Annotated in this window: 19 protein-coding genes; 11 read left to right on the top strand and 8 right to left on the bottom strand. The window is 67.5% G+C overall.

Going from position 1 to position 23,921, the window contains the following annotated elements:
• Positions 1-110: 110 nt before the first annotated feature.
• Together AC731_RS11780 and AC731_RS11775 are read left to right on the top strand one after the other, a co-directional pair.
• Positions 111-1,745, top strand: a complete 1,635-nt coding sequence (locus tag AC731_RS11780; protein WP_048706261.1) for a methyl-accepting chemotaxis protein — start codon at positions 111-113, stop codon at positions 1,743-1,745.
• 96 nt (positions 1,746-1,841) lie between these two features.
• Entirely contained in the window at positions 1,842-2,243 is a 402-nt protein-coding gene (locus AC731_RS11775) for a DUF2721 domain-containing protein (RefSeq protein ID WP_048710060.1), read from the top strand.
• Between the two features lie 16 nt (positions 2,244-2,259).
• Here the strand turns inward: AC731_RS11775 and AC731_RS11770 are convergent, their stop codons facing one another.
• Positions 2,260-3,384 (bottom strand): peptidoglycan -binding protein, encoded by a 1,125-nt coding sequence (locus AC731_RS11770; protein ID WP_048706258.1) that lies wholly within the window; start codon positions 3,382-3,384, stop codon positions 2,260-2,262.
• A gap of 3 nt (positions 3,385-3,387) precedes the next feature.
• A complete protein-coding gene (locus AC731_RS11765; protein WP_048706255.1) occupies positions 3,388-4,464 on the bottom strand; it encodes a flagellar motor protein MotA in 1,077 nt (358 codons plus the stop codon).
• Positions 4,465-4,725: 261 nt separating this feature from the next.
• On the opposite strand from AC731_RS11765, the gene AC731_RS11760 reads away from it, so the two are divergent.
• From AC731_RS11760 to AC731_RS11725, 8 genes are all read left to right on the top strand, one after another.
• The gene (locus tag AC731_RS11760; protein WP_048706253.1) at positions 4,726-6,705 is read left to right on the top strand and encodes an AMP-dependent synthetase/ligase; all 1,980 of its coding nucleotides are present in this window, start codon (positions 4,726-4,728) and stop codon (positions 6,703-6,705) included.
• 11 nt (positions 6,706-6,716) lie between these two features.
• Positions 6,717-7,538: an ABC transporter ATP-binding protein gene (locus AC731_RS11755; RefSeq protein WP_407084166.1), complete on the top strand. Its 822-nt coding sequence runs from the start codon at positions 6,717-6,719 to the stop codon at positions 7,536-7,538.
• Between the two features lie 12 nt (positions 7,539-7,550).
• A complete protein-coding gene (locus AC731_RS11750) occupies positions 7,551-8,480 on the top strand; it encodes a branched-chain amino acid ABC transporter permease (RefSeq protein WP_048706251.1) in 930 nt (309 codons plus the stop codon).
• A 15-nt stretch (positions 8,481-8,495) separates the two neighbouring features.
• Positions 8,496-9,572 (top strand): branched-chain amino acid ABC transporter permease, encoded by a 1,077-nt coding sequence (locus AC731_RS11745; RefSeq protein WP_048706248.1) that lies wholly within the window; start codon positions 8,496-8,498, stop codon positions 9,570-9,572.
• Positions 9,573-9,621: 49 nt separating this feature from the next.
• Positions 9,622-10,953 carry an ABC transporter substrate-binding protein gene (locus tag AC731_RS11740; RefSeq protein ID WP_048706245.1) on the top strand — a complete coding sequence of 444 codons (1,332 nt, stop codon included), beginning with the start codon at positions 9,622-9,624 and terminating at the stop codon, positions 10,951-10,953.
• 54 nt (positions 10,954-11,007) lie between these two features.
• Entirely contained in the window at positions 11,008-11,823 is an 816-nt protein-coding gene (locus AC731_RS11735; RefSeq protein WP_004258106.1) for an ABC transporter ATP-binding protein, read from the top strand.
• A 61-nt stretch (positions 11,824-11,884) separates the two neighbouring features.
• Complete coding sequence (locus AC731_RS11730; RefSeq protein WP_048706242.1) at positions 11,885-13,120, top strand: phenylacetate--CoA ligase family protein; 1,236 nt, start codon at positions 11,885-11,887, stop codon at positions 13,118-13,120.
• Between the two features lie 54 nt (positions 13,121-13,174).
• On the top strand, positions 13,175-14,365 hold the full coding sequence (locus tag AC731_RS11725; RefSeq protein WP_048706240.1) for a CaiB/BaiF CoA transferase family protein: 1,191 nt from the start codon (positions 13,175-13,177) through the stop codon (positions 14,363-14,365).
• A gap of 54 nt (positions 14,366-14,419) precedes the next feature.
• Here the strand turns inward: AC731_RS11725 and AC731_RS11720 are convergent, their stop codons facing one another.
• The 3 genes from AC731_RS11720 to AC731_RS11710 form a co-directional block, all read right to left on the bottom strand.
• Positions 14,420-14,842, bottom strand: a complete 423-nt coding sequence (locus AC731_RS11720) for a PhaM family polyhydroxyalkanoate granule multifunctional regulatory protein (protein WP_048706238.1) — start codon at positions 14,840-14,842, stop codon at positions 14,420-14,422.
• A gap of 73 nt (positions 14,843-14,915) precedes the next feature.
• Positions 14,916-16,838, bottom strand: a complete 1,923-nt coding sequence (locus AC731_RS11715; protein WP_048706236.1) for a hybrid sensor histidine kinase/response regulator — start codon at positions 16,836-16,838, stop codon at positions 14,916-14,918.
• Positions 16,835-17,734: an ABC transporter substrate-binding protein gene (locus AC731_RS11710; RefSeq protein ID WP_048706234.1), complete on the bottom strand. Its 900-nt coding sequence runs from the start codon at positions 17,732-17,734 to the stop codon at positions 16,835-16,837. The genes AC731_RS11715 and AC731_RS11710 overlap by 4 nt, the downstream gene beginning before the upstream one ends.
• 239 nt (positions 17,735-17,973) lie before the next feature.
• Here AC731_RS11710 and AC731_RS11705 point away from each other — a divergent pair, with 239 nt between their 5' ends.
• Positions 17,974-18,603, top strand: coding sequence for a response regulator transcription factor (locus AC731_RS11705; protein WP_038011402.1), 630 nt, complete (start codon positions 17,974-17,976; stop codon positions 18,601-18,603).
• 15 nt (positions 18,604-18,618) lie between these two features.
• Here AC731_RS11705 and AC731_RS11700 read toward each other — a convergent pair whose 3' ends face one another.
• From AC731_RS11700 to AC731_RS11690, 3 genes are all read right to left on the bottom strand, one after another.
• Complete coding sequence (locus tag AC731_RS11700) at positions 18,619-19,326, bottom strand: P-loop NTPase family protein (protein WP_048706232.1); 708 nt, start codon at positions 19,324-19,326, stop codon at positions 18,619-18,621.
• A gap of 112 nt (positions 19,327-19,438) precedes the next feature.
• On the bottom strand, positions 19,439-20,191 hold the full coding sequence (locus AC731_RS11695; protein WP_048706229.1) for a class I SAM-dependent methyltransferase: 753 nt from the start codon (positions 20,189-20,191) through the stop codon (positions 19,439-19,441).
• Positions 20,192-20,256: 65 nt separating this feature from the next.
• Entirely contained in the window at positions 20,257-23,787 is a 3,531-nt protein-coding gene (locus tag AC731_RS11690) for an indolepyruvate ferredoxin oxidoreductase family protein (protein ID WP_048706226.1), read from the bottom strand.
• Positions 23,788-23,921 lie beyond the last annotated feature (134 nt).

The following is a 23,921-nucleotide window of genomic DNA, read 5'->3' as shown; positions in this document are numbered from 1 at the left end:
TTGATATGGCGCAAAATCCGCAGCCATATGCACGTGCACGCTCAAGGAATGCCCTCGTGGTACCAGGATGCGCCGTATGTGAAGGATGCAAGTACCCGAGGGAGGAATAAATGCGCATCAACCAACCAGTCAGCTCGGACGAAACCATCGTCCCCGACGGGGAGTTCATCTACAGCCGGACGGATCGTGCCGGGCGAATCGAGGTGGCAAACGATCTGTTCGTCGCACTGTCCGGATTCGACCGCAACGAGCTGATCGGACAGCCGCACAACATCGTTCGCCATCCCGACATGCCGCCGGAGGCCTTTGCGGACCTGTGGCGTGCCTTGAAGGCCGGTATGTCCTGGAGCGGCTACGTCAAGAATCGGCGCAAGGATGGCGGGTACTACTGGGTGCACGCCTTCGCGTCGCCGGTGAGGGAGAACGGCGAGGTGGTGGGCTACGAATCGGTTCGCCGCCGACCGGATCGCGAGGTCATCGCGCGGGTCGATGCGGCCTACCGCCGCATGCGCGCCAGTCCCGGCAAGTTCGATGTGCGTGACGGCCGCGTGGTCCGTGCCGGAATGCTCGGGCGGCTGACGAACTGGTCGCTGGTGGGGCGTTTCGGTTGCGGGCTTGGCGTCATGACGGCGGCGGCCGCGTTCCTCGCCGCGGCCGCGCTGAGTGGCGCTGCGCTGCCTGACGCATGGTTGTGGGGCCTGCTGGCGCTGGCCCTGCTCGTCGGCGTGTGGCTGCAGTTCGGCGTGGTGCGCGGCATGTCCGCAGATCTGTCACGCCTGCGTGAGACGATGGCTGCGACACAACAGGATGGTGACCTGAGACGTATCGCACGCCTTCAGGGAGGTGGGGAGTTGCAAGCCATCGGCGACGCCTACAACGCGATGATGGCTAACCTGCAGGCGATCATGATCAACGTGCGCGAAGCGGGCGCCCGGATCGTGGCGGAGTCGCGCACGCTGCAACGATCGAGCGACCATGTCTCGGACAGCGCCGCGGGGACCAGCGATTCGGCGTCCAATACCGCCGCTGCCGTCGAGCAGGTAACGGTGGTTGTCGGCGAGGTGGCCGAGAATGCCGTGGCGTCGGCCGGGGCGGCGCGCGAGACACGACGCATGGCGGCTGAAGGCATGGAGCAGGCGGGCCATGCGGTGAGCGAGATCGAGCAACTCGCGCAGGCAGTCAGCGAGACGACGGCGACCATGGACAGACTGCGCCTGTCGTCGGAGGAGATCGGCAAGATTGCCACCGTGATCAAGGAGATCGCGGACCAGACCAACCTGCTCGCGTTGAACGCGGCGATCGAGGCGGCGCGGGCGGGCGAGCAGGGGCGCGGTTTCGCGGTGGTGGCGGACGAAGTGCGCAAGCTGGCGGAGCGGACGACCACTGCAACGGTGGAGATCGGCGCCATCATCGAGACGCTGCACACCGAGACCCTCGCGGCGGTCCGCAGTGCCGAGTCCGGAAGCGCCCGCGTCCAGTTCAGCGTGGGCCTGATCCAGGAGGCGCTCGCTGCGCTGACGGAAATCCGCGAGTCTGCGGAGAACAGCCTGCGCCTCAGCGACGGAATCCAGTTGGCGACGCGGGAACAGGCGAGCGCTGCCGCTGCGATCGCCGGCAGTGTCGAGGACATCGCACGGCGTGCCGAGGATTCCGCGATGGCCGTGACCGGGATCGCCGATACCTCGCGCGGGCTTGCCGAGGTGTCCAGCGCCCTGGATGCAGCCCTGGCGCGAGTGAAGGTCTGACGCGGGTGCGACGCAACGTGGCGGGGCGGTCTGGGCCATGGCGCCAAGGGTTGTGGCGGAGGTAGCCGGCCGGGCTCGGGTTACACTCGCCGCATGATGAATCTGACCACGCCCGCGCTGCTCTTTCCGGCCATCTCGCTGCTGCTGCTCGCCTATACCAACCGCTTCCTGACGCTGGCCCAGGTGATCCGCCAGCTGAATGTCTCGGCCGATCGAAGCGCGGATCTTGTCCAGCGCCAGTTGCCGGGGCTCAAGCGCCGCATTCTGCTGACGAAGTACATGCAGAGCTTCGGCGTGTTCAGCTTCCTGCTGTGCGCCCTGTCGATGTTCGCGCTGTTCATGGAGTCCGAGTTGCCCGGCAAGCTGCTGTTCGGCGCCAGCATCCTCACGCTGGCGCTGTCCCTGGTGTTGTCGCTGGTCGAGGTGCTGATCTCGACCGAGGCCCTGTCGGTGGTGGTGAAGGATCTCGAGGACGCCCGCCGTCCGCCGCAGGGCTGAGCGGCGCGGCTTCGCCTCAGCGGCTCGTCAGCTTCAGCTCGATGCGGCGGTTGCGGGCGTAGGCGTCCTCGGCGTTGCGCGAATCCAGCGGATGGAATTCCCCATAGCCTGTCGCCGCCAGCCGTTGGGGGGGAATGCCCTGGCTGCGCAGGAACTTGACGATGGCCAGCGCGCGCGCGGTGGAGAGTTCCCAGTTCGACGGGAAGCGCGCCGTTGAGATCGGCCGGCGGTCGGTGTGGCCGTCGACCTGCAGCACCCAGGGCAGATCGGCCGGGATCTCTGCCGACAACGTCTTCAGCGTCTCGGCCAGCCGCGTGAGCTGGATCATGCCTTCCGCGCTGACCTCGTCCGAGGCGGTCGGGAACAGCACCTCGCTCGAGAACACGAAGCGGTCGCCGACGATCTGGATGTCCTTGCGATTGCCGAGCACCGCCTGCAGGCGGCCGAAGAACTCGGAGCGGTAGCGCGCCAGTTCCTTCACCCGGGCGGCCAGCGCCAGGTTGAGCTCGCGGCCCAGCTCCTCGATCCTCAGGTCCTTGTCGCGGGCCGCAGCCTCGGCGACCGCGAGCGCGGCGTTGAGCTGTTCGAGCTGGGTGCGCACCGCCGCCAGCTGGCGGTTGAGCAGTTCGACCTGGGCGATCGCCTGCTCCGACATCGCGGTCTGCTCCTTGAGGCCGCGTTCCGAGGTGTCGAGGGCGCTGGCGAGGCGCGCGACCTCGGCCTCGAGTTCGCTCTTGAGCCGCGCCAGCGCCGCGATGTCGGCGGACAGGCGGGCGGCTTCCTCGCGCTGCGCCTTGGCTTCATCCTGTGCGGCATGAAGTTCGCCGCGGGCGCTGAGCAACTCGGTGGACAGGGCTTCGCGCTCGCGCTCGGAACCGGCGAGCGAGGCACTCAGTTCGCCCACCCGGACGTCAGCCAGTTCGCGGGCCGACTGCTCCAGGCTGAGCGTCTTCGCCAGGGCTGCGAGTTCGGCGTTGAGTTGCGCCAGCGCGCGGTCGCGTCCACTCACCGCGTCGGCGAGCACGAACTGGCCGATGACGAAGATCAGGATCACGAACACCAACACCATCAGCAGCGAGGCTAGGGCGTCGACGAAGCCGGGCCAGAAGTCCAGCGCGCGGCGGCGGGACAGGCGGGCCATGGCTCAGTCCGCCTTCTGGCTGCCTGCACCGCCCAGTGCGGCGGCGATGGTGCGCGACAGCAGGCGCAGTTCGGCGCGCAGGTCTTCCGAGAACTGCACACCTTGTGCCGGCTGCTGGGCGAGCTGGCGGATCAGGCCGCGCAACTCGTCCTGCGAGGCCGACAGCGCGGACAGGTCACGCGATTCGCGGCCGATGAGTTCGGCCAGGCGGCCAAGCTGGGTGTTGAGCTCGGCGAGGTGTTCCGCGGAGGTGCGGCGCTCGCGCTCGGATTCGGCCGTGGAGCGCTGCATGCGGTCCAGGCCCTCGGCGGTCTGTTCCAGCAGGGCCTGCACGTAAGCGGGTACGCTCGCCTCGCCTTCGATGCCGGTGCCCGAAGGCAGGCGGGTGATGTGCGACAGCCATTCTTCCAGTTCGTTGTAGAAGCGGTTCTGTGCATGGCCCGACTGCAGGTCGAGGAAGCCGACGATCAGCGAGCCGGCCAGGCCGAACAGCGAGGTCGAGAAGCTGGTGGCCATGCCGCCCAGCGGCGCGTCGAGCTTGGTCTTGAGCGCTTCGAACATCGCCACGGGATCGCTGCCCACGCTCATGTTGCCGATGATCTCGCCGATGGAGCGGATCGTGACGAGCAGGCCCCAGAAGGTGCCGAGCAGGCCGAGGAAGATCAGCAGGCCGATGAGGTAGCGCGACAGGTCGCGCTGCTCCTCCAGGCGGATCTGCACGCTGTCGAGCAGCGTGCGCATCGACGCCGGCGACAGGTGGAACTGGCCGCGCTTGCGGCTCGACAGGAGCCGCGCCATGGGTGCCAGCAGCGTGGGCCGCGGGGTGTCGGTCGTGGCATCCGGGTGTTGCTGGAAGGCCTCGATCCACAGCACTTCACGCTGCAGGCGCCAGACCTGGCGCAGGTTCACCGCGATGCCGATCGCCAGCACGAACACGATCAGGCCATTGAAGGCGGCGTTGGCCAGGAAGGCGTGCTTGAGCTGTGGCACCAGCACTGCGGCGAGCACCGCGACCAGGGCCAGGAAGACGCCCATCCAGGTGGTGACATGGACCGGTTTGGTGAAGACCTTGTGTTCCATCGGCGACCTCTTGCGCAGGGTTCGGCGTGACCCGCAGTCTAGCGCGATTCGAGCGCCAGACGCCTTCGCCCGGCGCTGCGCCGGGTCGGCCCGGCAACTGCAACAATTCAGTACATTCCACAAACAGTTGCGCAAACATGCCTTGCGAGACTGCAGCCTGAATCGACACGGGCAGCACGCCGTGTCGCGTCCGGCCCCGAAGAACAAGCCGAGGGGGGCGGGTGAGGAGACAGGCAGTACGACACCGGAGGAGAAAGGGGCATGTCCGACAAGCAAGTGCGGAATGCAGGGCAGGAAGGGGGGCTGGATACCTTTCCGCGTTACCTGATGCACCATGCGCAGGTGCGGCCGCAGCGGCCCGCCATGCGCGAGAAGAAATACGGCATCTGGCAGACCTATAGCTGGGCGCAGGTGGCCGAGAACGTGCGGGCGATCGCCTGCGGGCTGGCGCAACTGGGCTTCAAGCGCGGCGACCGCATCGCCATCGTCGGCGACAACCGGCCGCGGCTGTACTGGTCGGTGGCCGCCTGCCAGTGCCTCGGCGGCATTCCGGTGATGATGTACCAGGACGCCGTGGCGCAGGAAATGGTCTACGTGCTGCAGGACGCCGAGATCAAGTTCGCCATCGTCGAGGACCAGGAGCAGGTGGACAAGATGCTCGAGATCGCCGGCGAGGCGCCGTTGCTCGAGCATGTGATCTACGACGACGCCCGCGGCATGCGCCACTACACCCAGACCCTGCTGATGGGGCTGGACGAGTTGCAGGAGATGGGGCGCATCCACGACCGCAACCAGCCGGACTTTCTCGACGGCGAGATCGCCAAGGGTTCGCCCGACGACATCTCGGTAATGCTGTACACCTCGGGCACCACCGGCAAGCCCAAGGGCGTGTGCCAGACGCACGAGGCCTTCATCTCGGCGGCGCGCGGTGGCATGCAGTTCGACAGGCTCACCGACCAAGAGGACATCCTCTCGTACCTGCCGATGGCCTGGGTGGGCGACCACCTGTTCTCCTTCGCCCAGGCGACCGTGGCCGGTTTCACCATCAACTGCCCGGAATCCGGCGAAACGGTGATGACCGACCTGCGCGAGATCGGCCCCACCTACTACTTCGCCCCGCCGCGCGTGTTCGAGAACCTGCTGACCCAGGTCATGATCCGCATGGAGGACGCCGGCAGCCTCAAGCGCAAGGTCTTCCATCACTTCATGGATGTCGCCCGCCGCTGCGGCGCCGACATCCTCGACGGCAAGCCGGTGTCGGGGGGCGACCGCTTCCAGTACTGGCTGGGCAACCTGCTGGTATATGGCCCGCTCAAGAACGTGCTCGGCATGAGCCGCATCCGCGTGGCCTACACCGCCGGCGCGGCGATCGGGCCGGACCTGTTCCGCTTCTACCGTTCGATCGGCATCAACCTCAAGCAGCTCTATGGCCAGACCGAAACCTGCGCCTACGTGTGCCTGCAGCCCGACGGCCAGATCAAGCTGGATTCGGTGGGCAAGCCCGCGCCCTTCGTCGAGGTCAAGCTGGCCGACAACGGCGAGATCCTGGTGAAGGGGCCGATGCTGCTGAAGGCCTACTACAAGCGCCCGGACGCCACCGCCGAGTCGATCAACGCCGAGGGCTACTTCATGACCGGCGACGCGGGCTACTTCGACGAGGACGGCCACCTGAAGATCATCGACCGCGCCAAGGACGTCGGCAAGATGTCGAACGGCTCGATGTTCGCGCCCAACTACATCGAGAACAAGCTCAAGTTCTTCCAGCACATCAAGGAAGCGGTGACCTTCGGCAACGGCAAGGACTTCGTCACCGCCTTCATCAACATCGACCTCGAGGCGGTGGGCAACTGGGCGGAGAAGAAGGGCATGGCCTACTCCGGCTACGCCGATCTGGCCCAGCAGTCGGCGGTGTATGAGCTGATCCGCGGCTGCGTCGAGAAGATCAATGCCGACCTCGCGACCGATCCGAAGATGAGCGGCGCCCAGATCAAGCGCTTCCTGGTGCTGCACAAGGAACTCGATGCCGACGACGGCGAGCTGACCCGCACGCGCAAGGTGCGCCGCAACTTCATCGCCGAGAAGTACGGCGTGCTGGTCGACGCAATGTTCGAGGGCAGGAAGAGCCAGTTCATCGAGACCCAGGTCAAGTACGAGGACGGCCGTACCGGCAAGGTCTCCGCCGACCTGCGCATCGAGGAAGTGAAGACCTTTGCGCCGCAGGCCGGCCAGCGCGCGGCCTGAGGAAACGAGGAATGAACATGACCGACATGAACCCCGCAGCCGTCGCCCAGCCGGGCCGCCGCTTCGGCGACGTGATCCTGGACCTGCAGAACATCTCGCTGCGTTTCGGCGGCGTGAAAGCGCTGACCGACATCAGCTTCAACATCCGCGAGCATGAGGTCCGCGCCATCATCGGCCCCAACGGTGCCGGCAAGAGCTCGATGCTGAACGTGATCAACGGCGTGTACCACCCGCAGGAAGGCAAGATCATGTTCCGCGGCGAGGAGCGCAAGAAGATGGAGCCGCACATGGCGGCCCAGCAGGGCATCGCGCGCACCTTCCAGAACATCGCGCTGTTCAAGGGCATGAGCGTGCTGGACAACATCATGACCGGCCGCACCCTGAAGATGAAGACCAACATCTTCCAGCAGGCCCTGTGGATCGGCGCAGCACGCAACGAGGAGATCGCGCACCGCGAGAAGGTCGAGGAGATCATCGACTTCCTCGAGATCCAGCACATCCGCAAGACGCCGGTGGGCGCGCTGCCCTACGGCCTGCAGAAGCGCGTCGACCTCGGTCGCGCGCTGGCGATGGAGCCGCAGATCCTGCTGCTCGACGAGCCGATGGCCGGCATGAACGTCGAGGAAAAGCAGGACATGTGCCGCTTCATCCTCGACATCAGCGACCAGTTCGGCACCACGATCGTGCTGATCGAACACGACATGGGCGTCGTGATGGACATCTCCGACCGCGTCGTGGTGCTCGACTACGGCAAGAAGATCGGCGACGGGACGCCGGACGAAGTCCGGAACAACCAGGACGTCATCAACGCCTATCTGGGCAGCGGTCACTGAGCGGAGCGGGACATGGGATTCTTTATCGAAACGATGTTGGGCGGGCTGATGACCGGCATGCTGTACTCGCTGGTCGCCCTGGGCTTCGTGCTCATCTTCAAGGCCTCCGGCGTGTTCAATTTCGCCCAGGGCGCGATGGTGCTGGTGGCGGCGCTCGCGATGGCGCGTTTCTCGGAATGGGCCAACGCCGCGCTGGGCGGTGACAGCCTGTTCCTGGCCAACGTGATCGGCATCATCGGTGCCGGCGTGGTGATGTTCATCGTGGCGTGGGGCGTGGAGCGCTTCGTGCTGCGCAAGCTGGTGAATCAGGAAGGCGCGACGCTGCTGATGGTCACGCTGGGCATCGCCTACGTGCTCGAGGGCCTCGGTCAGACCTTCTTCGGCAGCGAGATCTACTCGATCAACGTCGGCATGCCGAAGGACCCGGTGATCATGTTCGAAGGCCTGATCGAAGGCGGCGTCATGATCAACAAGGAAGACTTCATCGCCGCGGCGCTGGCGGCGGTGCTGGTCGGCGGTCTCACCATCTTTTTCCAGAAGACCGCGATCGGCCGTGCGCTGCGCGCGGTGGCGGACGACCACCAGGCCGCGCAGTCGGTCGGTATTCCGCTGAACAAGACCTGGGTGATCGTGTGGTGCGTGGCAGGTCTGGTGGCGCTGGTGGCCGGCATCATCTGGGGCTCCAAGATGGGCGTGCAGTTCTCGCTCGTCACCGTCGCCCTGCGCGCCCTGCCGGTGGTCATCCTCGGCGGCCTGACCTCGGTGCCGGGCGCGATCGTCGGCGGCCTGATCATCGGTGTCGGCGAGAAGCTGTCCGAGGTGTACATCGGGCCGATGGTGGGTGGCGGCATCGAGATCTGGTTCGCCTACGTGATGGCGCTCATCGTGCTGCTGTTCCGGCCGCAGGGCCTGTTCGGCGAGAAGATCATCAACCGCGTCTGACCTGGAGAACACACTGTGATTTATCGTGAGAATGGCCAGTTCAAGACGAGCTACCTGGCCGACCAACAGATCTTCACCATTGCCCAGGACAAGTGGTTTGTCCTCGGCCTGATCGCCTTCGCCGCCATCGGCGTGCCCCTCCTCGCGGACGAGTATCTGTTCCGTGCCGTGCTGATTCCCTTCCTGGTGCTGTCGCTGGCGGCGCTGGGGGTGAACCTGCTGGTGGGCTACTGCGGCCAGATCACGCTGGGCGCGGGCGCCTTCATGGCGATCGGGGCGTATGCCGCATACAACTTCATGGTGCGCATCGACGGCATGCCGCTCATCCTCGCAATGCTGCTCGGTGGTGTGGCGGCGGCGGGCTTCGGCATCCTGTTCGGCATTCCCAGCCTGCGGGTGCGCGGCCTCTACCTTGCGGTGGCGACGCTGGCCGCGCAGTTCCTGTGCGACTGGGCCTTCCTGCGCATCGGCTGGTTCACCAACAACTCCAGCTCGGGTTCGGTGTCGGTCGCCAAGCTCGACGCCTTCGGCTGGATCATCGACTCGCCGGCCGAGAAGTACCTGTTCTGCCTGGCCTTCGTCGTGGTGTTCGCGCTGCTGGCCAAGAACCTGACCCGCGCGACCATCGGCCGCCAGTGGATGGCGATCCGCGACATGGACGTGGCCGCCGAGGTGATTGGCATCCGCCCGATGTACGCCAAGCTGTCGGCCTTCGCGGTCAGCTCCTTTGTCGTCGGTGTGGCGGGTGCGCTGTGGGGCTTCGTGCACCTGGGTTCGTGGGAGCCGGCGGCGTTCTCGGTCGATCGCTCCTTCCAGCTGCTGTTCATGGTCATCATCGGTGGCATGGGTTCGATCATGGGCAGCTTCTTCGGCGCCGCCTTCATCGTGGTCCTGCCGATCTTCCTGAACCAGTTCCTGCCTTTCCTCGGCAGCCTGGTGGGTGTGACGGTGTCGACCGCCGGCATCTCGCATGCCGAGTTCATCATCTTTGGTTCGCTGATCATTTTCTTCCTGATCGTCGAGCCGCATGGCCTCGCCCGACTGTGGTCGATCGCCAAGCAGAAACTGCGTCTGTGGCCTTTCCCGCATTGATGCAGTGCCGTTCGCAGTGCCCATGATGCTTATTACAAGGAGGAGACTCATGAAATTCCGTTCCCTGGCCCTTGCGGCTGCCATTGCCTCGGTGGGGCTGTCGTCCGCCGCGTTCTCGCCTGCCGCCAACGCCCAGGCGCAGGAACAGTTCTTCCCCGTGCTGGTGTATCGCACCGGCGCCTATGCCGCCAACGGCAACCCCTGGGCGAACGGCTATGTCGATTACCTGAAGTTCATCAATTCGCAGGGCGGCATCAACGGCGTGAAGCTGTCGTTCGAGGAATGCGAGTTCGGCTATGCCACCGACCGTGGCGTGGAATGCTACGAGCGCCTGAAGGGCAAGAACGCCACCCTGTTCCAGAGTCTGTCGACGGGCGTCACCTTCGCACTGACCGACAAGGCCGCGGTCGACAAGATTCCGCTGATCACTGCCGGCTACGGCCGCAGCGAATCGCAGGACGGTTCGGTGTTCGCCTGGAACTTCCCGCTGCTGGGCTCGTACTGGGTGGGCGCCGACGTTGCCATCCAGCACATCGGCCAGCAGGAAGGCGGGCTGGACAAGCTCAAGGGCAAGAAGATCGCCCTGGTCTACCACGACAGCCCGTTCGGCAAGGAGCCGATCCCGGTGCTGCAGGAGCGCGCCAAGCTGCACGGCTTCGACCTGCAGCTGCTGCCCGTCGCCCACCCGGGCGTTGAGCAGAAGGCCACCTGGCTGCAGATCCGCCGCGACCGTCCCGATCACGTGCTGCTGTGGGGCTGGGGCGTGATGAACTCCACCGCCATCAAGGAAGCCCAGGCCACTGGCTACCCGCGCGAGAAGATGCTGGGCATCTGGTGGGCCGGTGCCGAACCGGACGTCAAGGACGTCGGCGCCGGTGCCAAGGGCTACAGCGCGCTCGCGCTGCAGCATGGCGCCGAGCCGAACAGCAAGGTCGTCAAGGACATCCTCGCCGCGCTGCATGACAAGGGCCAGGGTACGGGTCCGAAGGAAGAAGTCGGTTCCGTGCTTTACATGCGCGGCCTGATCTCCGCCATGCTGGGTGTCGAGGGCGTGCGCCAGGCGCAGGAGCGCTACGGCAAGGGCAAGGTCATGACCGGCGAGCAGGTGCGCTGGGGTCTGGAGAACCTCAACCTCGATCAGGCCAAGCTTGACGGGATGGGCTTTGCCGGCGTGATGCGCCCGGTCCAGACGACCTGCACGGACCACATGGGCTCGTCGTGGGTTCGCGTCCACACCTGGGACGGCTCGAAGTGGGGCTTCACGTCCGACTGGTACCAGGCCGACGACAAGGTGCTGCGCCCGATGGTGCTCGAGGCTGCGTCCAAGTATGCGGCCGAGAAGAACATCCAGCGCCGTACCGCCGAGCAGTGCGCGCAGTAAGTTGAAACATGCCCCCGTGCCGCAGGGTGCGGGGGCCATTGCCTGGAATTCGAGATGAACGCTCCGAACTCAGCATTCCTCAGCGTCAACAACATCGAGGTCATCTACAACCACGTGATCCTCGTCCTGAAGGGCGTGTCCCTGTCGGTGCAGGAGGGCAGCATCGTGGCCCTACTCGGCGGCAACGGCGCCGGCAAGACGACCACGCTGCGCGCGGTCAGCAACCTGCTGAAGGGTGAGCGCGGCGAGGTGACGAAGGGCTCGGTCGAGTACAAGGGCGAGCGCGTCGAGGCGATGACGCCGGCGGACCTCGTCAAGCGCGGCGTGGTGCAGGTCATGGAAGGCCGCCACTGCTTCGGCCACCTGACGATCGAGGAGAACCTGCGCACCGGCGCCTACACCCGCACCGACGGCAAGGCGGCCGTCGAGGAAACGCTGGAGAAGGTCTACAACTACTTCCCGCGTCTGAAGACGCGTCGCAACAGCCAGGCGGCCTACACGTCCGGCGGTGAACAGCAGATGTGCGCGATTGGCCGTGCGTTGATGGCCAAGCCTCGTCTGGTGCTGCTGGACGAACCCTCGATGGGCCTCGCGCCGCTGATCGTCGAGGAGGTGTTCGAGATCGTCAAGGATCTGAACGCCAAGGAGAAGGTGAGCTTCCTGCTCGCCGAACAGAACACCATGGTCGCGCTGCGCTATGCCGACTTCGGCTACATCATGGAGAACGGCCGCATCGTGATGGAAGGCGCCGCCAGCGAGCTGTCGAACAACGAGGACGTGAAGGAGTTCTACCTCGGCCTGTCGGGCGAAGGGCGCAAGAGCTTCCGCGAGATCAAGCACTACCGCCGGCGCAAGCGCTGGCTGAGCTGAACCGGCCGAAAGGGCGGCAGGCAAGACGGAACACCACATTGCATCGAGCAGGGATGCCGACATGAACTTCTACGACACGCGGGAAACCCGCCCCCCCGAAGCGCGCGAGCGCGAGCTGATGGAGCGACTGCCGGCGCAGATCGCCCACGCCCGTGCCGGTGCGCCGGCTTTCGGCCGCCTGCTGGCGGACGTCGAACCCGACTCGGTGACGAGCCGGTCGGCGCTCGCCACCTTGCCGGTGACACGAAAGTCGGAACTGCTGGAGATGCAGAAGGCGGCGCGCCCGTTCGGCGGCTTTGCCGCCGTCGGCTGGGGCAGTGCCTGCCGTCGCGTGTTTGCGTCGCCCGGGCCGCTGTACGAACCCGAAGGGGCGGGTCCCGACTACTACCGCCTGGCGCGGGCGCTGTTCGCCGCAGGTTTCCGCGCCGGCGATCTGGTGCACAACGCCTTCTCCTATCACTTCACGCCGGCCGGTTCGATGATGGAAACCGCGGCCCATGCGCTGGGCTGCACGGTCTTCCCGGCCGGAGTCGGCCAGACCGAGCAGCAGCTGGCAGCCATCGCCGACCTGCAGCCCAATGCCTACGTCGGCACGCCGTCCTTCCTGCGCATCCTGTTGGAGAAGGCGGATGAACTGGGCGTGAAGCTGTCCTTCACCAAGGCCTTCGTGTCGGGCGAGGCCTTTCCGCCCAGCCTGCGCGACGCCTTCGCCGCACGTGGCATCTCGGCCTACCAGGCCTATGCAACCGCCGATATCGGCCTCATCGCCTACGAGACCGAGGCCCGCGAAGGGCTGGTGGTGGACGAGGACATCGTGCTCGAGATCGTTCGTCCGGGCACCGGCGATCCCGTGGCGCCGGGCGAGGTGGGCGAGGTCGTCGTCACCACCTTCAATCCCGACTATCCGCTGGTGCGCTTCGGCACCGGTGACCTGTCGGCGCTGCTCCCCGGCAGCTCGCCCTGCGGTCGCACCAACCTGCGCATCAAGGGCTGGATGGGGCGCGCCGACCAGACGACGAAGGTCAAGGGCATGTTCGTGCATCCAGGCCAGATCGCACAGGTGGTGCGCCGTCACCCCGAGATCGTGCGGGCGCGACTGGTGGTGGACAACCCCGATCTCAACGACCGCATGACCCTGATGTGCGAAGTGGCTGGCGGCGGCAGCGAAGCCCTGGCAACGGCGGTCGCGGCCAGCATCCGCGAGGTGACCAAGCTGCGTGGCGAGGTCGCCTTCCTGCCGAACGGTGCGCTGGCCAACGATGGCAAGGTCATCGACGACGTGCGCACCTACGCGTAAGCTCGGTTTCGTCTTCATTCTGCGCGGCGCCTGCGGGGCGCCGCTTTCACGCTCATGACCGATACCCTGAATGCTTCAGCACGCCTGCCGCTGGCGGGTGTGCGCGTGCTCGACCTGACCCGCCTGCTGCCTGGTCCGCTCGCCACCCAGCATCTCGCCGATTACGGCGCGGATGTCGTCAAGATCGAGGACACCGGCGCGGGCGACTACGCGCGAACGCTCGGCGCGATGGGGGGCGACACCAGCTATCTGTACCAGGTGGTGAACCGCAACAAGCGCAGCCTGCGGCTCGATCTCAAGCACCCGGACGGCAAGGCCGCGTTCGAGAAGCTGGTGGAAACCGCGGACATCGTGATCGAGGGTTTTCGCCCCGGGGTGATGGACAAGCTGGGCCTCGGCTACGAGGCGCTGGCGCGCATCAACCCGCGACTGGTGTTCTGCAGCATCTCCGGCTATGGGCAGACCGGGCCGTATGCGCTGCGCGCCGGGCACGACATCAACTACATCGGCTACGCCGGCGTGCTCGACCAGATCGGCACCGCGGGCGGCGCGCCGGCGATCTCCAACCTGCAACTGGGTGACCTCCTCGGTGGCACGATGAGCGCGCTGTTCGGGGTGCTCGTGGCCCTGGTCGATGCGCGCGCGAGCGGCAAGGGGCGTCTCGTCGACGTCTCGATGACCGATGGCGTGATGGCGCATGCGATCTTTCCGCTGACCGAGGTGCTGGCCAATGGCCGCGTGCGGCCGCGCGGCGAGGACCTGCTGACCGGCGAGGTGCCGTGCTACGGCGTGTATCGCACGGCGGACGGGCGCTACATGGCGGTCGGCGCGCTGGAGGAAAAGTTCTGGCATCTGGTGTGCGACACGCTGGGCCGTCCCGACCTGAAGCCGGCGCACCTGGCCACCGGCGCGGCGGGCGCGGCGGCACGGGCGGAGGTGGCCGCCATCTTCGGCGCACGCACGCAGGCGGAGTGGGTCGGCGTGTTCGATGCCGTCGATTGCTGCGTGACCCCGGTGCTGACGATGGAGGAAAGCCTCGACAACCCGCAGCTGCGCGCGCGCGGGATGGTCATGGAGGTGGGCGGGGTCAGGCAGTTCGGCCCGCCGGTGCGACTGTCCGGGATGCCGGCCGTGCAGGCCCGGCCCGCACCGGTCGTCGCCGGCGCGGACAGCGATACGGTGCTGGCAGAGGCGGGCTTTTCGCCGGCCGATATCGAACGCCTGCGCGGGGCCGGCGCCATCTGAAAACACAACGGCCCATCCGCGGGATGGGCCGTGTGCCGGGCTGAAGGCGGACGCCTATTTGCCGTCGGAGGGTTTGCGGCGCGTGCTGCGCGTCGTCTTGGGTTCGGACGCAGACGGTGGTACGTCGGCCGCAGTGCCCTGTTCGCCATTCATGAAGTTCCACGGCCACATCGCGGCAGCGGCGGCAAACGGGTTGGCGCCGGCGTCGGCCTGGTCGTCGCCGGCCTTGGCCTGCTGGCTCATTGCCTTGACGGCAGCGATCGCCGCGCGCTGCATCTCCAGGCCCTGGATGCTCATCTGCAGCATGTTCAGGTTCATCTTGAGCCAGCCCTCGACCGCCTTCATGTCGGCGATGCGCTTGTCGAGCTCGTCGACATCGAGCGTCGGCGTCACCATGCCCGGCAGGGAGAAGCCCATGCTGTTCCACATGCCGCGGACGAATTCGAGCGGGTCCTGAGCGTTCTGATCTTGCGACATCGGCGTTCTCCCGGCTGTGTCTTGAGAATGGACCAATAGTAACCGAAGCCATGCAACGCTGTGGCGGAGCGTGTCAGCTGGCGCCGAGCATGCGCTGGAGCAGGGCGCGCAACTTGGCCGGGCGTACCGGCTTGTAGAGCAGCGGCAGGCTGACCGCGCGGGCGCGGGCGAGGACCTCGGGCGCGGTGTCGCCGCTGATGAGGATCGCCTGCGGACCCGTGCCGTCGCCCGTGGCGCGCAGTTCCGCGACGAGATCGATGCCATCCATGGGACCGGACAGGCGGAGGTCGGTGATCACGACGTCGAAGCCCTGAGGCGACGCTGCGTGTAGCGCGAGCAGGGTCTCGGCGCTGCCGGCGATGGTCAGCTCGCAGTCCCACGAGGACAGCAGCCCCGCCATCGCGTCGCGGACCAGCGGGTCGTCCTCGACGATCGCGACGCGCAGCCCGTCGAGGCTGCCCAGCGCACGCGCGTCCTCCGCTGGACGGCCCTCGACCTCGGGGGCGGTCAGGGGCAACTCGACCGCGAAGGTCGAGCCCCGACCGGGGGCGGAGCGCAGCTCGAGACGGTGGGCCAGCAGGTCGACGAGGCGACGCACGATCGCCAGGCCCAGTCCCAGCCCCTTGTCGCGTGCGCGCTCGGGATTTCCGAGCTGGACGAACTCGTGGAAGATGATTTCCTGTGATTCCGTTGCAATCCCCGGGCCGTTGTCGCGCACCTCGATGCGCAGCCGGTCACCGCGGCGGCGGCATGCGACGAGGATGTTGCCGTACTGCGTGTGACGTATCGCGTTGCCGACGAGGTTGCCGACGATGCGCTCGAACAGTATCGGGTCGCTGCGCACCCAGCCACGACCTGGACGCAGGCGCAACCGCAGGCCCCGGCTGCGCGCGGCAGACGTCCGCTCCGCGACGATGCGTTCGAGCACGGGCTGCGGGTCGAAGGCGCGCACGACGGGTGTCATCACGCCGGCATCGAGCCGCGAGATGTCGAGCAGGCCGTCGAGCAACTGGTCCATGGCATTGGCCGAGGCTGCGATGCGATCCACGATCTGACGGCTGCGGGCATCGAGCGACTGCTGGGCAAGTTCGGAGATGAACAGGCCGAGCGCATGCATCGGCTGGCGCAGATCGTGACTGGCCGCGGCCAGAAAGCGCGACTTGGCGACGTTCGCCTGCTCTGCCTCGAGCGTGCGGGCGCGCAGTTCGGCCGTGGCGTCGCTCACCTGGCGCCGCATGTCCTCGTGGGCATGCTCGAGGCGTGCGGCCATGTCATTGACGCCGACCGCAAGCCGGCGCAGGCTGCCGCCGCCCCGCACGGTCAGGCGCTCGTGAAGCGCGCCGTGACCGATGCGCAGCACGGCGTCCGCCACCTCGCGGATCGGGCCGCTGACACCGCGGCTCATGCGCGCTGCCAGCATCACGCTGCCCACGAGCACCGCGAGCATGGCGCCGACGCCGGCCAGCAGCAGTTGCCGGCGGTGCTGGTGGATGCGTTCGAGGGACAGCTCGAGGACGATGCTGCCCTGCGCGATGGCATCGCGGCGCGGTGTCGGCGATGCATCGAGGGTGAAGCCGTCGTCGATGTCGATCGGGCTCGCCCGGATCGGCTCGATGACACGCAGGCGTGCACCTTCCGCGACCGTGAGCGGCGGCAGGGAGGTCGGCATCGCCGCGGGCAGGCGGTCGGCGGCCAGAGCGCCGACCGCCGCAAGCGTCTGGCCGTCGGCGTCCAGGATCCGTACCGCGAGCACATCCTCCTCGCCCGTTGCCGCGAGGGCCAGCAGACGCAAGGCGTCGCGGTTGCCGGCGAAGACGTTGTATTCACTCGCGGCGGCGATCTGACGGGCAAAGGCCTGGCCGCGTGCGCCGAGCGCGTCATCCAGGTCGGACAGGCGCAGGCTGGTGAAGATGGCCGTCATCAGCGCGGCCAGCACCAGCATCGGCACGATGGTGACGAACATCACCCGGGCACGGATGCCCCAGTTGCGCATCATGGCTTCGCCTCCTCCAGGCTGCGCAGCCGAGCGGTCAGCGTCTCGGCCGCTGGCAGCTCGATGCCCAGCGAGCGTGCCACCGTGGGGTTGGTCTGCACCTCGAAGCTGTGCGGCCCCGAGACCGCAGGCAGGGCGCCGCCGCGCAGCACGGACTCGACCACCCGTGCGGCATCGCTGCCGATCTGGGCGGGGGTCGAATACAGGCTCAACAGGGCACCCGCCTTGGCGTAGGCTGCCGAGAAACCGAGTACCGGCGAGCGATGGCGGAAGGCGGTGAGCAGGATGTTCTGCACGGTGAAGCGGTTGAAGACCGCCGGATCGGGCGTGGCGACCAGCACCGCGGGTTCGGCCAGCACGGCCTGCAGCGCTCCGAACAGTTCGTTTTCCCGGACGATGGAAGCCTGCGCGATGCCGAGGCGCGCGTGCGCCGCAGCCTGCGCAAGCTGGGCGACGAGATCCTCGCTCTGCGGCCCGCCAATCAGGGCAATACGCTCTAGCGCCGGCAAGGCGAGCTGTACCAGTGCGACGAGGCGCGCAGGAGGCTGGTCGAGCACGATTGCCGACTGGCGCCCGCTGGCGCGGGCGGGCAGGGAAGCGTAGTTGTGGGCCGACAGCAGGATGTGCAGCACCGGTGCCGGGCTGGCGTGATTCGCGACGGCGCGCGCTGCCGGCGTGCCGACCGTGACGACGATGTCGACGGCGCGCGTCTGTTCGGCCGAGGTCTGATCCCAGGGGCGGGTCTCGAGTGCGCGCCCGCGCTCCTCCAGCTCGGCTTGCAAGGTGCTGACGGCCTCGGTCTGCGCCGGCGTTTCGGTGCTCGTGACGATCAGGATGCGTTGGGCGGCCTGCGCGGGCGCCAGCGGTCCGAGCACGATCAGCAGCACGATCAGCAGCACGAGCAGCCAGCGGCTGAAGGTTTCGCCCCGCCTCCTTGAGCATGGGGTTGCCCGGTCGTGTTCCTGTGGAGTGGCATGGGCCGGAAGGCAAAACGGGAACAAACCGGGATATCTCGATCGGGTGGCGCGGTAGCGCGATTGTGCGTGCTTTCGCGGCTTGCCGGTAGAGGGAGGGTATGGGGGGCGTGCTATGCTTCACGCATCCGCATGCCTACGCTCTGCCGCGCCTGGAGTCATTCTTGAGCAGGATTCTCATCGTCGAAGATCACGCCCTGGTGCGGGAAGCCATGGCACAGAGCCTCGCGCGCCTGCAGGCCGGGCTGGTGTGCATCGAGGCCAGTGGCGCCGACGAGGCGCTTGTCCGGCTTGAAACCGATGCGGACATCGACCTCGCGATCATCGACCTGATGCTGCCGGACATGAATGGTTTCTCGCTGCTCGGGGTGCTGGCCAAGCGCTTTCCGGATGTCCCGGCGATCGTTGTCTCGGCCATCGACGACGAGGCGTCGGTGCGGCGAGCGATCAAGGCGGGCGCCTCGGGCTACGTGTCGAAGTCGAACCCGGGCGACGTGCTGCTCGAGGCCGTGCGCGTGGTGCTCGCCGGCGGCGTGCATACCCCGGCGACTCGTTCCGCGTCGGCGCCCGGTGGCCGCCGCGTACCCCCGAGCGAGCGCTTTGGCCTCACGACGGCGCAGTCCCGCGTGCTCGATCTGCTCGCCAGCGGCAAGACCAACCGCGAAATTGCGGACCTGCTCGGCCTGTCCGAGGGCACGGTCAAGGTTCACGTCACCGCGATCTTCCGCGCCCTGGGCGTATCCAATCGCGCCCAGGCGCTCGTCGTCATGTCGCGCAGCGGCACGCGCCTCTGAGGGCGCCCGCTGTCCTCAGTGCGAGCGGCGCGCGGCGTTGGTCAGCCGCAACGGCATCTCCGCCGCCGGCAGCGGCTCGACCTCGTCGATCAGGTCCTCGTCCACCGTGGTTTCCGAGAAGTCGATCTCCAGCACCTGCAGGACCTGGCGCGCAATGGCCCGGCAGGCATTGGCGAGCGGGGTGGGCATCTGCTCCGGCACCTGCTTCTGCAACAGCAGCTTGGTCGACGACAAGGCGTTGACCGGCCGCAGGATGCGGTGGCGATAGGCGCTCATCAACTGCGCGACGTTGCGGTCGGCCGCATCGCGCTGCCAGGCGTTGGTTGGCCATTGCGTCGGCACGGCATAGGCCCGCGGGAACATCTCGAGGTCGCGGACCACCGTGCGGATGTCCTCGTGCGACTCGCGGAAGGGTAGCAGCACGATGTCGGACAGTGCATAGAGCTTGCGGTCCATCTCGGTGCGGTTGCCGCCGCCGTCGATGACGCCGATCCAGTCGTCGAGGCTGCGCAGCTTGTCGACGACCTTGGTCAGGGCGTCGCGGGTGCGCGCATCGGCGGTCACGTAGCGCCGCCCCCCGGGCAACAGCGGTTCGCGCGAGGTGTCGGTGAGCACGCAGGCGGCGCGTTGCCCCAGCAGCCCCAGCCCCTGGCACAGCATGTGCGACAGCGTGGTCTTGCCGGTGCCGCCCTTGTTGCCGATCACGCAGATGATCTCAGCCATGGATCCCTTCGTCCTTTGCTTGCGACCGCCAGTGGCCGCACGATCAGGATTATCGCGAGCCGGGACGTGCGGTAAGCGCCGGAAAAGCGATGCTTCGTGGCGCCATTTCGATCTATCGGCCGCTGTCCGTCGGGCTCGGGATGCGATAGACGTAGAGGCGCGTGCCGCGCCGGTCCCCCACTTCCGCGATGCGCTCGGGTTGCACGTCCGGAATGGCAAAGCTGTTGCTGATCAGCAGGCTGCCCGGCTGCATTTCGGCAACGGCCTTGGCCCACACGGCCGGCATCGGCACGGGGGAGAGGAAGGCATACACTGCATCGTAGTCTGCCCACGCGGGTGCGAAAAGGTCGGCGCGTCGCCAGTCTATGTTGGAGAGCGGCGCGCACAGCAGGCGCCCGATCAGCCACGGTGCGGGGGCGAGCTCGACGCCGGTGAAGCGGCTTTCGGGGCGCGCGCGCGCCAGCGGACGGAGCAGCGAGCCGGTGCCGGCCCCGATGTCGAGCAGACGCAGGGGCCTGGCCGGCAGCAGCCCGGCCACCGCCGCGGCGGTCGGGCGGTTGCTGAGGTAGAGCGGCACCTGGGTGCGGAAACTGGTCCAGTAGACCAGCAGCAACAGCACGAAGGCCGCGAGGTACCACGCCGGGGCGATGCCCAGCTGCAGGGCGACGACTGCGAGTGGCAGGAAGCCGAGATGGATCGGCAGCCACCAGCGTGCGCTGCCCATGCCGAACGCCACGGCGGCGGCGAGCCCCGCCTGAGCCCCGACCAGCGGCCAGAGTCCGGTCAGCCATCCGTTGCGGGCGAGTACGAGGGCACCAGCGGCGCCAGCGAGCTGGGCCAGGAGGGCTTTGGCGGCGGGGGGCATGCGGGCGCAGGTGAAGGTGGGAGGACGTGATCATAGCGTCCCGACGCAGCTCCCTGCACCCGCGTTCAAGCGCTCGTCTGCCGCTGGGGGAGGGCTCGCCATTCGGCGAGCAGCTCGGCGCGACGCTCTGCGGCACGTGCCATCGCCCGCGCCTTGACGTGGCCGAAGCCGCCGATGTGCTCGGGCAGCGAGGCGATCTGCACGGCCAGCGGCAGGCGTGCAAAGTTCAGCGTGCACAGCAGCTCGTCGACGTCGGTTTCGAACTGCTCGATCAGGGCGCGTTCGGCGCGGCGCTCGGCCGTGTGGCCGAAAAGGTCCCAGCGCGTGCCGCGCAGCCGTTTCAGCTTCGCCAGGACGCGGAAGACCTTCAGCATGCCCGGGCCGAAGCTGTGCTTGGCAATCAGGCCGGTATTCGGATCGGGTTTCGCCAGCAAGGGCGCCGCGAGGTGGAAGCGGATGGTGTAATCGCCGTCGAAGGTGGCCGCCAGCGCCTGCTGGAAAGCCGGTGCGGTGTAGAGCCGCGCGACCTCGTACTCGTCCTTGTAGGCCAGCAGCTTCGCGTAGCTGCGGGCGACCGCCTCGGCAAGGCGTGTGCTGCCCGCGCCGACCCGCTGCGCCTCGATGTCGCGCACGCGGTGGACCAGCCCGCGGAAGCGTTCGGCGTAGGCGGCGTCCTGATACGCGGTGAGCAGTGCCATGCGGTGCGCGACCAGCGCATCAAGGTCCGCCGGGATGGGTTCGGTGGACACCTGGGGCGCCGCATGGCGTTCGACGGCAGCGAGGTCATGGGCTGCCCGCCGTCCCCACACGAAGGCGCTGCGGTTCAGGTCGATGGCGACGCCATTGAGGGCGATGGCCTTCATCAGCGAGTCCTCTGAAACCGGCACCATGCCCCGCTGCCAGGCGAAGCCGAGCAGGAAGAGGTTGGTCGCGATACCGTCGCCGAGCAACGCGGTGGCCAGGCGCTGAGCGTCGATGAAGTCCGTGCCGTCCGCCATGGCTTCGCGCAGCGTTGCGATCATCTCGGCCTGCGGAAACTTCCAGCCCGGGTTGTGGGCGAATTCCGAAGTCGGGATCTCGGCGACGTTGATCACGGCCCGGGTGCGGCGGGGCGCCATCTTGGCCAGGGCCTCGGTGCTGGCACTGACGATGAGGTCCCCGCCGATCACCGCGTCCGCTTCGCCGGCGGCGATGCGGACGGCGTGCAGTGCGTCCGGATGATCGGCGATGCGGACGTGGCTGTAGACCGAGCCCCCTTTCTGCGCCAGTCCGGTCATGTCGAGCACGGTCACGCCCTTGCCGTCGAGGTGGGCCGCCATGCCGATCAGCGCGCCGATCGTAATGACGCCGGTGCCGCCGACCCCGGTTACGAGGATGCCGAAGGGGCGTGCGGTTGAGGGCAGTCGCGGGGGTGGCAGCGCGTCGAACTCGGTCGTCGCGGTCTGCAGCGCCTGGCCCCTGCGCAGACGGCCGCCTTCGATGGTGACGAAGCTCGGGCAGAAGCCCTTGAGGCAGGAGTAGTCCTTGTTGCAGGAGGACTGGTCGATGCGGCGCTTGCGCCCGAGGGCGGTCTCGACCGGCAGGATGGACATGCAGTTCGACTGCTCGCCGCAGTCGCCGCACCCCTCGCATACCGCCTCGTTGATGAAGACGCGGCGTGCCGGGTCGGGGTAGGTGCCGCGCTTGCGGCGCCGGCGTTTCTCGGCAGCGCAGGTCTGGTCGTAGATCAGTGCGGTGACCCCGCCCGACTCGCGCAGCTCGCGCTGGATGGTGTCGAGCTCGTCGCGGTGTCGGATCGGAATGTGGGGCAGGTCGGACGGTCCGTAGGCGCGCTCGGTGCCATCGGTCACGACAACGATGTTGTGCACGCCCTCGGCCTGCAACTGGCGCACGATGGTCGGCACGTCGAGCGGGCCGTCGTGCGGCTGGCCGCCGGTCATCGCCACCGCGTCGTTGTAGAGGATCTTGTAGGTGATGTTGACTCGGGCGGCCACCGCCTGGCGGATCGCCATCAGCCCGGAGTGGAAATAGGTGCCGTCGCCGAGGTTGGCGAAGATGTGCTTCTCGTCGGTGAAGGGGGCGAGCCCGACCCAGGGTACGCCCTCGCCGCCCATGTGGGTGAAGGTGCCGGCACGACGTTCCGGCATCCAGGTGACCATGTAGTGGCAGCCGATGCCGGCCAGCGCGCGGCTGCCTTCGGGCACGTGGGTGGAGGTGTTGTGCGGGCAGCCGGAGCAGAAGGTCGGCACGCGGTCCGCCTGGAAAGCGCGGCGTGCCAGCGCCGCTTCCTTGGCCTGCAGGAAGGCGAGGCGGGCCTCGATGCGCTCGGAGGTGAAGAAACGACCGATGCGGTTGGCGATGGCGCGGGCGATCATCGCCGGGGTCAGCTCGCCGGCGGCCGGCAGCAGCCAGTCGCCATGGTCGATCGTCCCGTCCGGCCGCAGCACGTGGGCCCATTCACCCTTCTCGTCGAACTTGCCGACCACGCGCGGGCGCACGTCTTCGCGCCAGTTGTAGAGTTCTTCCTTCAGCTGGTACTCGAGCAGCTGGCGCTTTTCCTCGACCACCAGGATCTCGTCCAGCCCTTCGGCGAAACTGCGCACGCCGTCGGCTTCGAGCGGCCACACCATGCCGACCTTGTACAGCCTGAGGCCGATCACGCCGGCGAGTGCGTCGTCGATGCCGAGGTCGTCGAGCGCCTGGCGCACGTCGAGGTAGCTCTTGCCGCTGGTGATGATGCCCAGCCTGGGGTGGGGTGAGTCGATGATGATGCTGTTGAGCCCGTTGGCGCGCGCGTAGGCCAGCGCAGCGTAGAGCTTGTAGTGCAGCAGGCGTTTCTCCTGCACCAGCGGCGGGTCGGGCCAGCGCAGGTTGAGGCCGCCCGGCGGCAACGCGAAATCGGTTGGCATCGACACCTGCACCCGGTGCGGGTCGATCGCGACGGAGGCAGACGTCTCGACGGTATCCGCCAGTGCCTTGAACGCCACCCAGCATCCCGAGTAGCGTGACAGCGCGTAGCCATGCACGCCGAAGTCGATGTACTCCTGTACCCCCGCCGGAGCCAGTACCGGCATCATCATCGACTTGAAGAAGTGGTCGGTCTGGTGGGGCAGCGTGGACGACTTGGCAGCATGGTCGTCGCCAGCCACGACCAGCACGCCGCCGAATCGCGCGCTGCCCGCCGCGTTGGCATGGCGGAACACGTCGCCGCAGCGATCCACGCCGGGGCCCTTGCCGTACCACATCGCGAACACGCCGGCGTGGCGCGCACCCGGCGACAACTGAAGCTGCTGCGTGCCCCACACGGCCGTCGCCGCGAGGTCCTCGTTTACGCCGGGCTGGAAGACGATGCGGTGTCGCTCGAGGTGCGCACGTGCCTTCCACAGGGTCTGGTCCAGCCCTCCCAGCGGCGAGCCGCGGTATCCGGACACGAAGCCCGCCGTATCCAGGCCTGCGCCCTCGTCACGAGCCTTCTGGATCAGCAGGAGCCGGACGAGTGCCTGGTAGCCCGTCATGTAGACGCGCCCGGACTCGAGCGTGTACTTGTCGTCGAGGCTGACGCTGCCGGATGCAGCCGAAAATCCGGGGTCGCCCATGATGCCGTCTCCTTCCAGAGTCAGTCTTCCTGAGGTCGGGCCGGCCGCGCTGCCGCACTCTGGCGCGCGGCGCGGCGCGCTTAAGTCACGTCCAGACTAGGGCGGAGACCGGGGGGGGCTCAATGGCGGCAAAC

Origin of the sequence: Thauera humireducens (assembly GCF_001051995.2) — a bacterium.
Taxonomy (GTDB): Bacteria; Pseudomonadota; Gammaproteobacteria; order Burkholderiales; family Rhodocyclaceae; genus Thauera; species Thauera humireducens.
The sequence above is the reverse complement of the archived record's forward strand: the minus strand, read 5'-3'. Positions and strand labels throughout refer to the sequence as shown.

Excerpts from the sequence above, each read along its gene's own strand:
- AC731_RS11780 (WP_048706261.1), top strand. The coding sequence starts at position 111 with ATGCGCATCAACCAACCAGTCAGCTCGGACGAAACCATCGTCCCCGAC.
- AC731_RS11775 (WP_048710060.1), top strand. The coding sequence starts at position 1,842 with ATGAATCTGACCACGCCCGCGCTGCTCTTTCCGGCCATCTCGCTGCTG.
- AC731_RS11770 (WP_048706258.1), bottom strand. The coding sequence starts at position 3,384 with ATGGCCCGCCTGTCCCGCCGCCGCGCGCTGGACTTCTGGCCCGGCTTC.
- AC731_RS11765 (WP_048706255.1), bottom strand. The coding sequence starts at position 4,464 with ATGGAACACAAGGTCTTCACCAAACCGGTCCATGTCACCACCTGGATG.
- AC731_RS11760 (WP_048706253.1), top strand. The coding sequence starts at position 4,726 with ATGTCCGACAAGCAAGTGCGGAATGCAGGGCAGGAAGGGGGGCTGGAT.
- AC731_RS11755 (WP_407084166.1), top strand. The coding sequence starts at position 6,717 with ATGAACATGACCGACATGAACCCCGCAGCCGTCGCCCAGCCGGGCCGC.
- AC731_RS11750 (WP_048706251.1), top strand. The coding sequence starts at position 7,551 with ATGGGATTCTTTATCGAAACGATGTTGGGCGGGCTGATGACCGGCATG.
- AC731_RS11740 (WP_048706245.1), top strand. The coding sequence starts at position 9,622 with ATGAAATTCCGTTCCCTGGCCCTTGCGGCTGCCATTGCCTCGGTGGGG.
- AC731_RS11735 (WP_004258106.1), top strand. The coding sequence starts at position 11,008 with ATGAACGCTCCGAACTCAGCATTCCTCAGCGTCAACAACATCGAGGTC.
- AC731_RS11730 (WP_048706242.1), top strand. The coding sequence starts at position 11,885 with ATGAACTTCTACGACACGCGGGAAACCCGCCCCCCCGAAGCGCGCGAG.
- AC731_RS11725 (WP_048706240.1), top strand. The coding sequence starts at position 13,175 with ATGACCGATACCCTGAATGCTTCAGCACGCCTGCCGCTGGCGGGTGTG.
- AC731_RS11720 (WP_048706238.1), bottom strand. The coding sequence starts at position 14,842 with ATGTCGCAAGATCAGAACGCTCAGGACCCGCTCGAATTCGTCCGCGGC.
- AC731_RS11715 (WP_048706236.1), bottom strand. The coding sequence starts at position 16,838 with ATGATGCGCAACTGGGGCATCCGTGCCCGGGTGATGTTCGTCACCATC.
- AC731_RS11700 (WP_048706232.1), bottom strand. The coding sequence starts at position 19,326 with ATGGCTGAGATCATCTGCGTGATCGGCAACAAGGGCGGCACCGGCAAG.
- AC731_RS11695 (WP_048706229.1), bottom strand. The coding sequence starts at position 20,191 with ATGCCCCCCGCCGCCAAAGCCCTCCTGGCCCAGCTCGCTGGCGCCGCT.
- AC731_RS11690 (WP_048706226.1), bottom strand. The coding sequence starts at position 23,787 with ATGGGCGACCCCGGATTTTCGGCTGCATCCGGCAGCGTCAGCCTCGAC.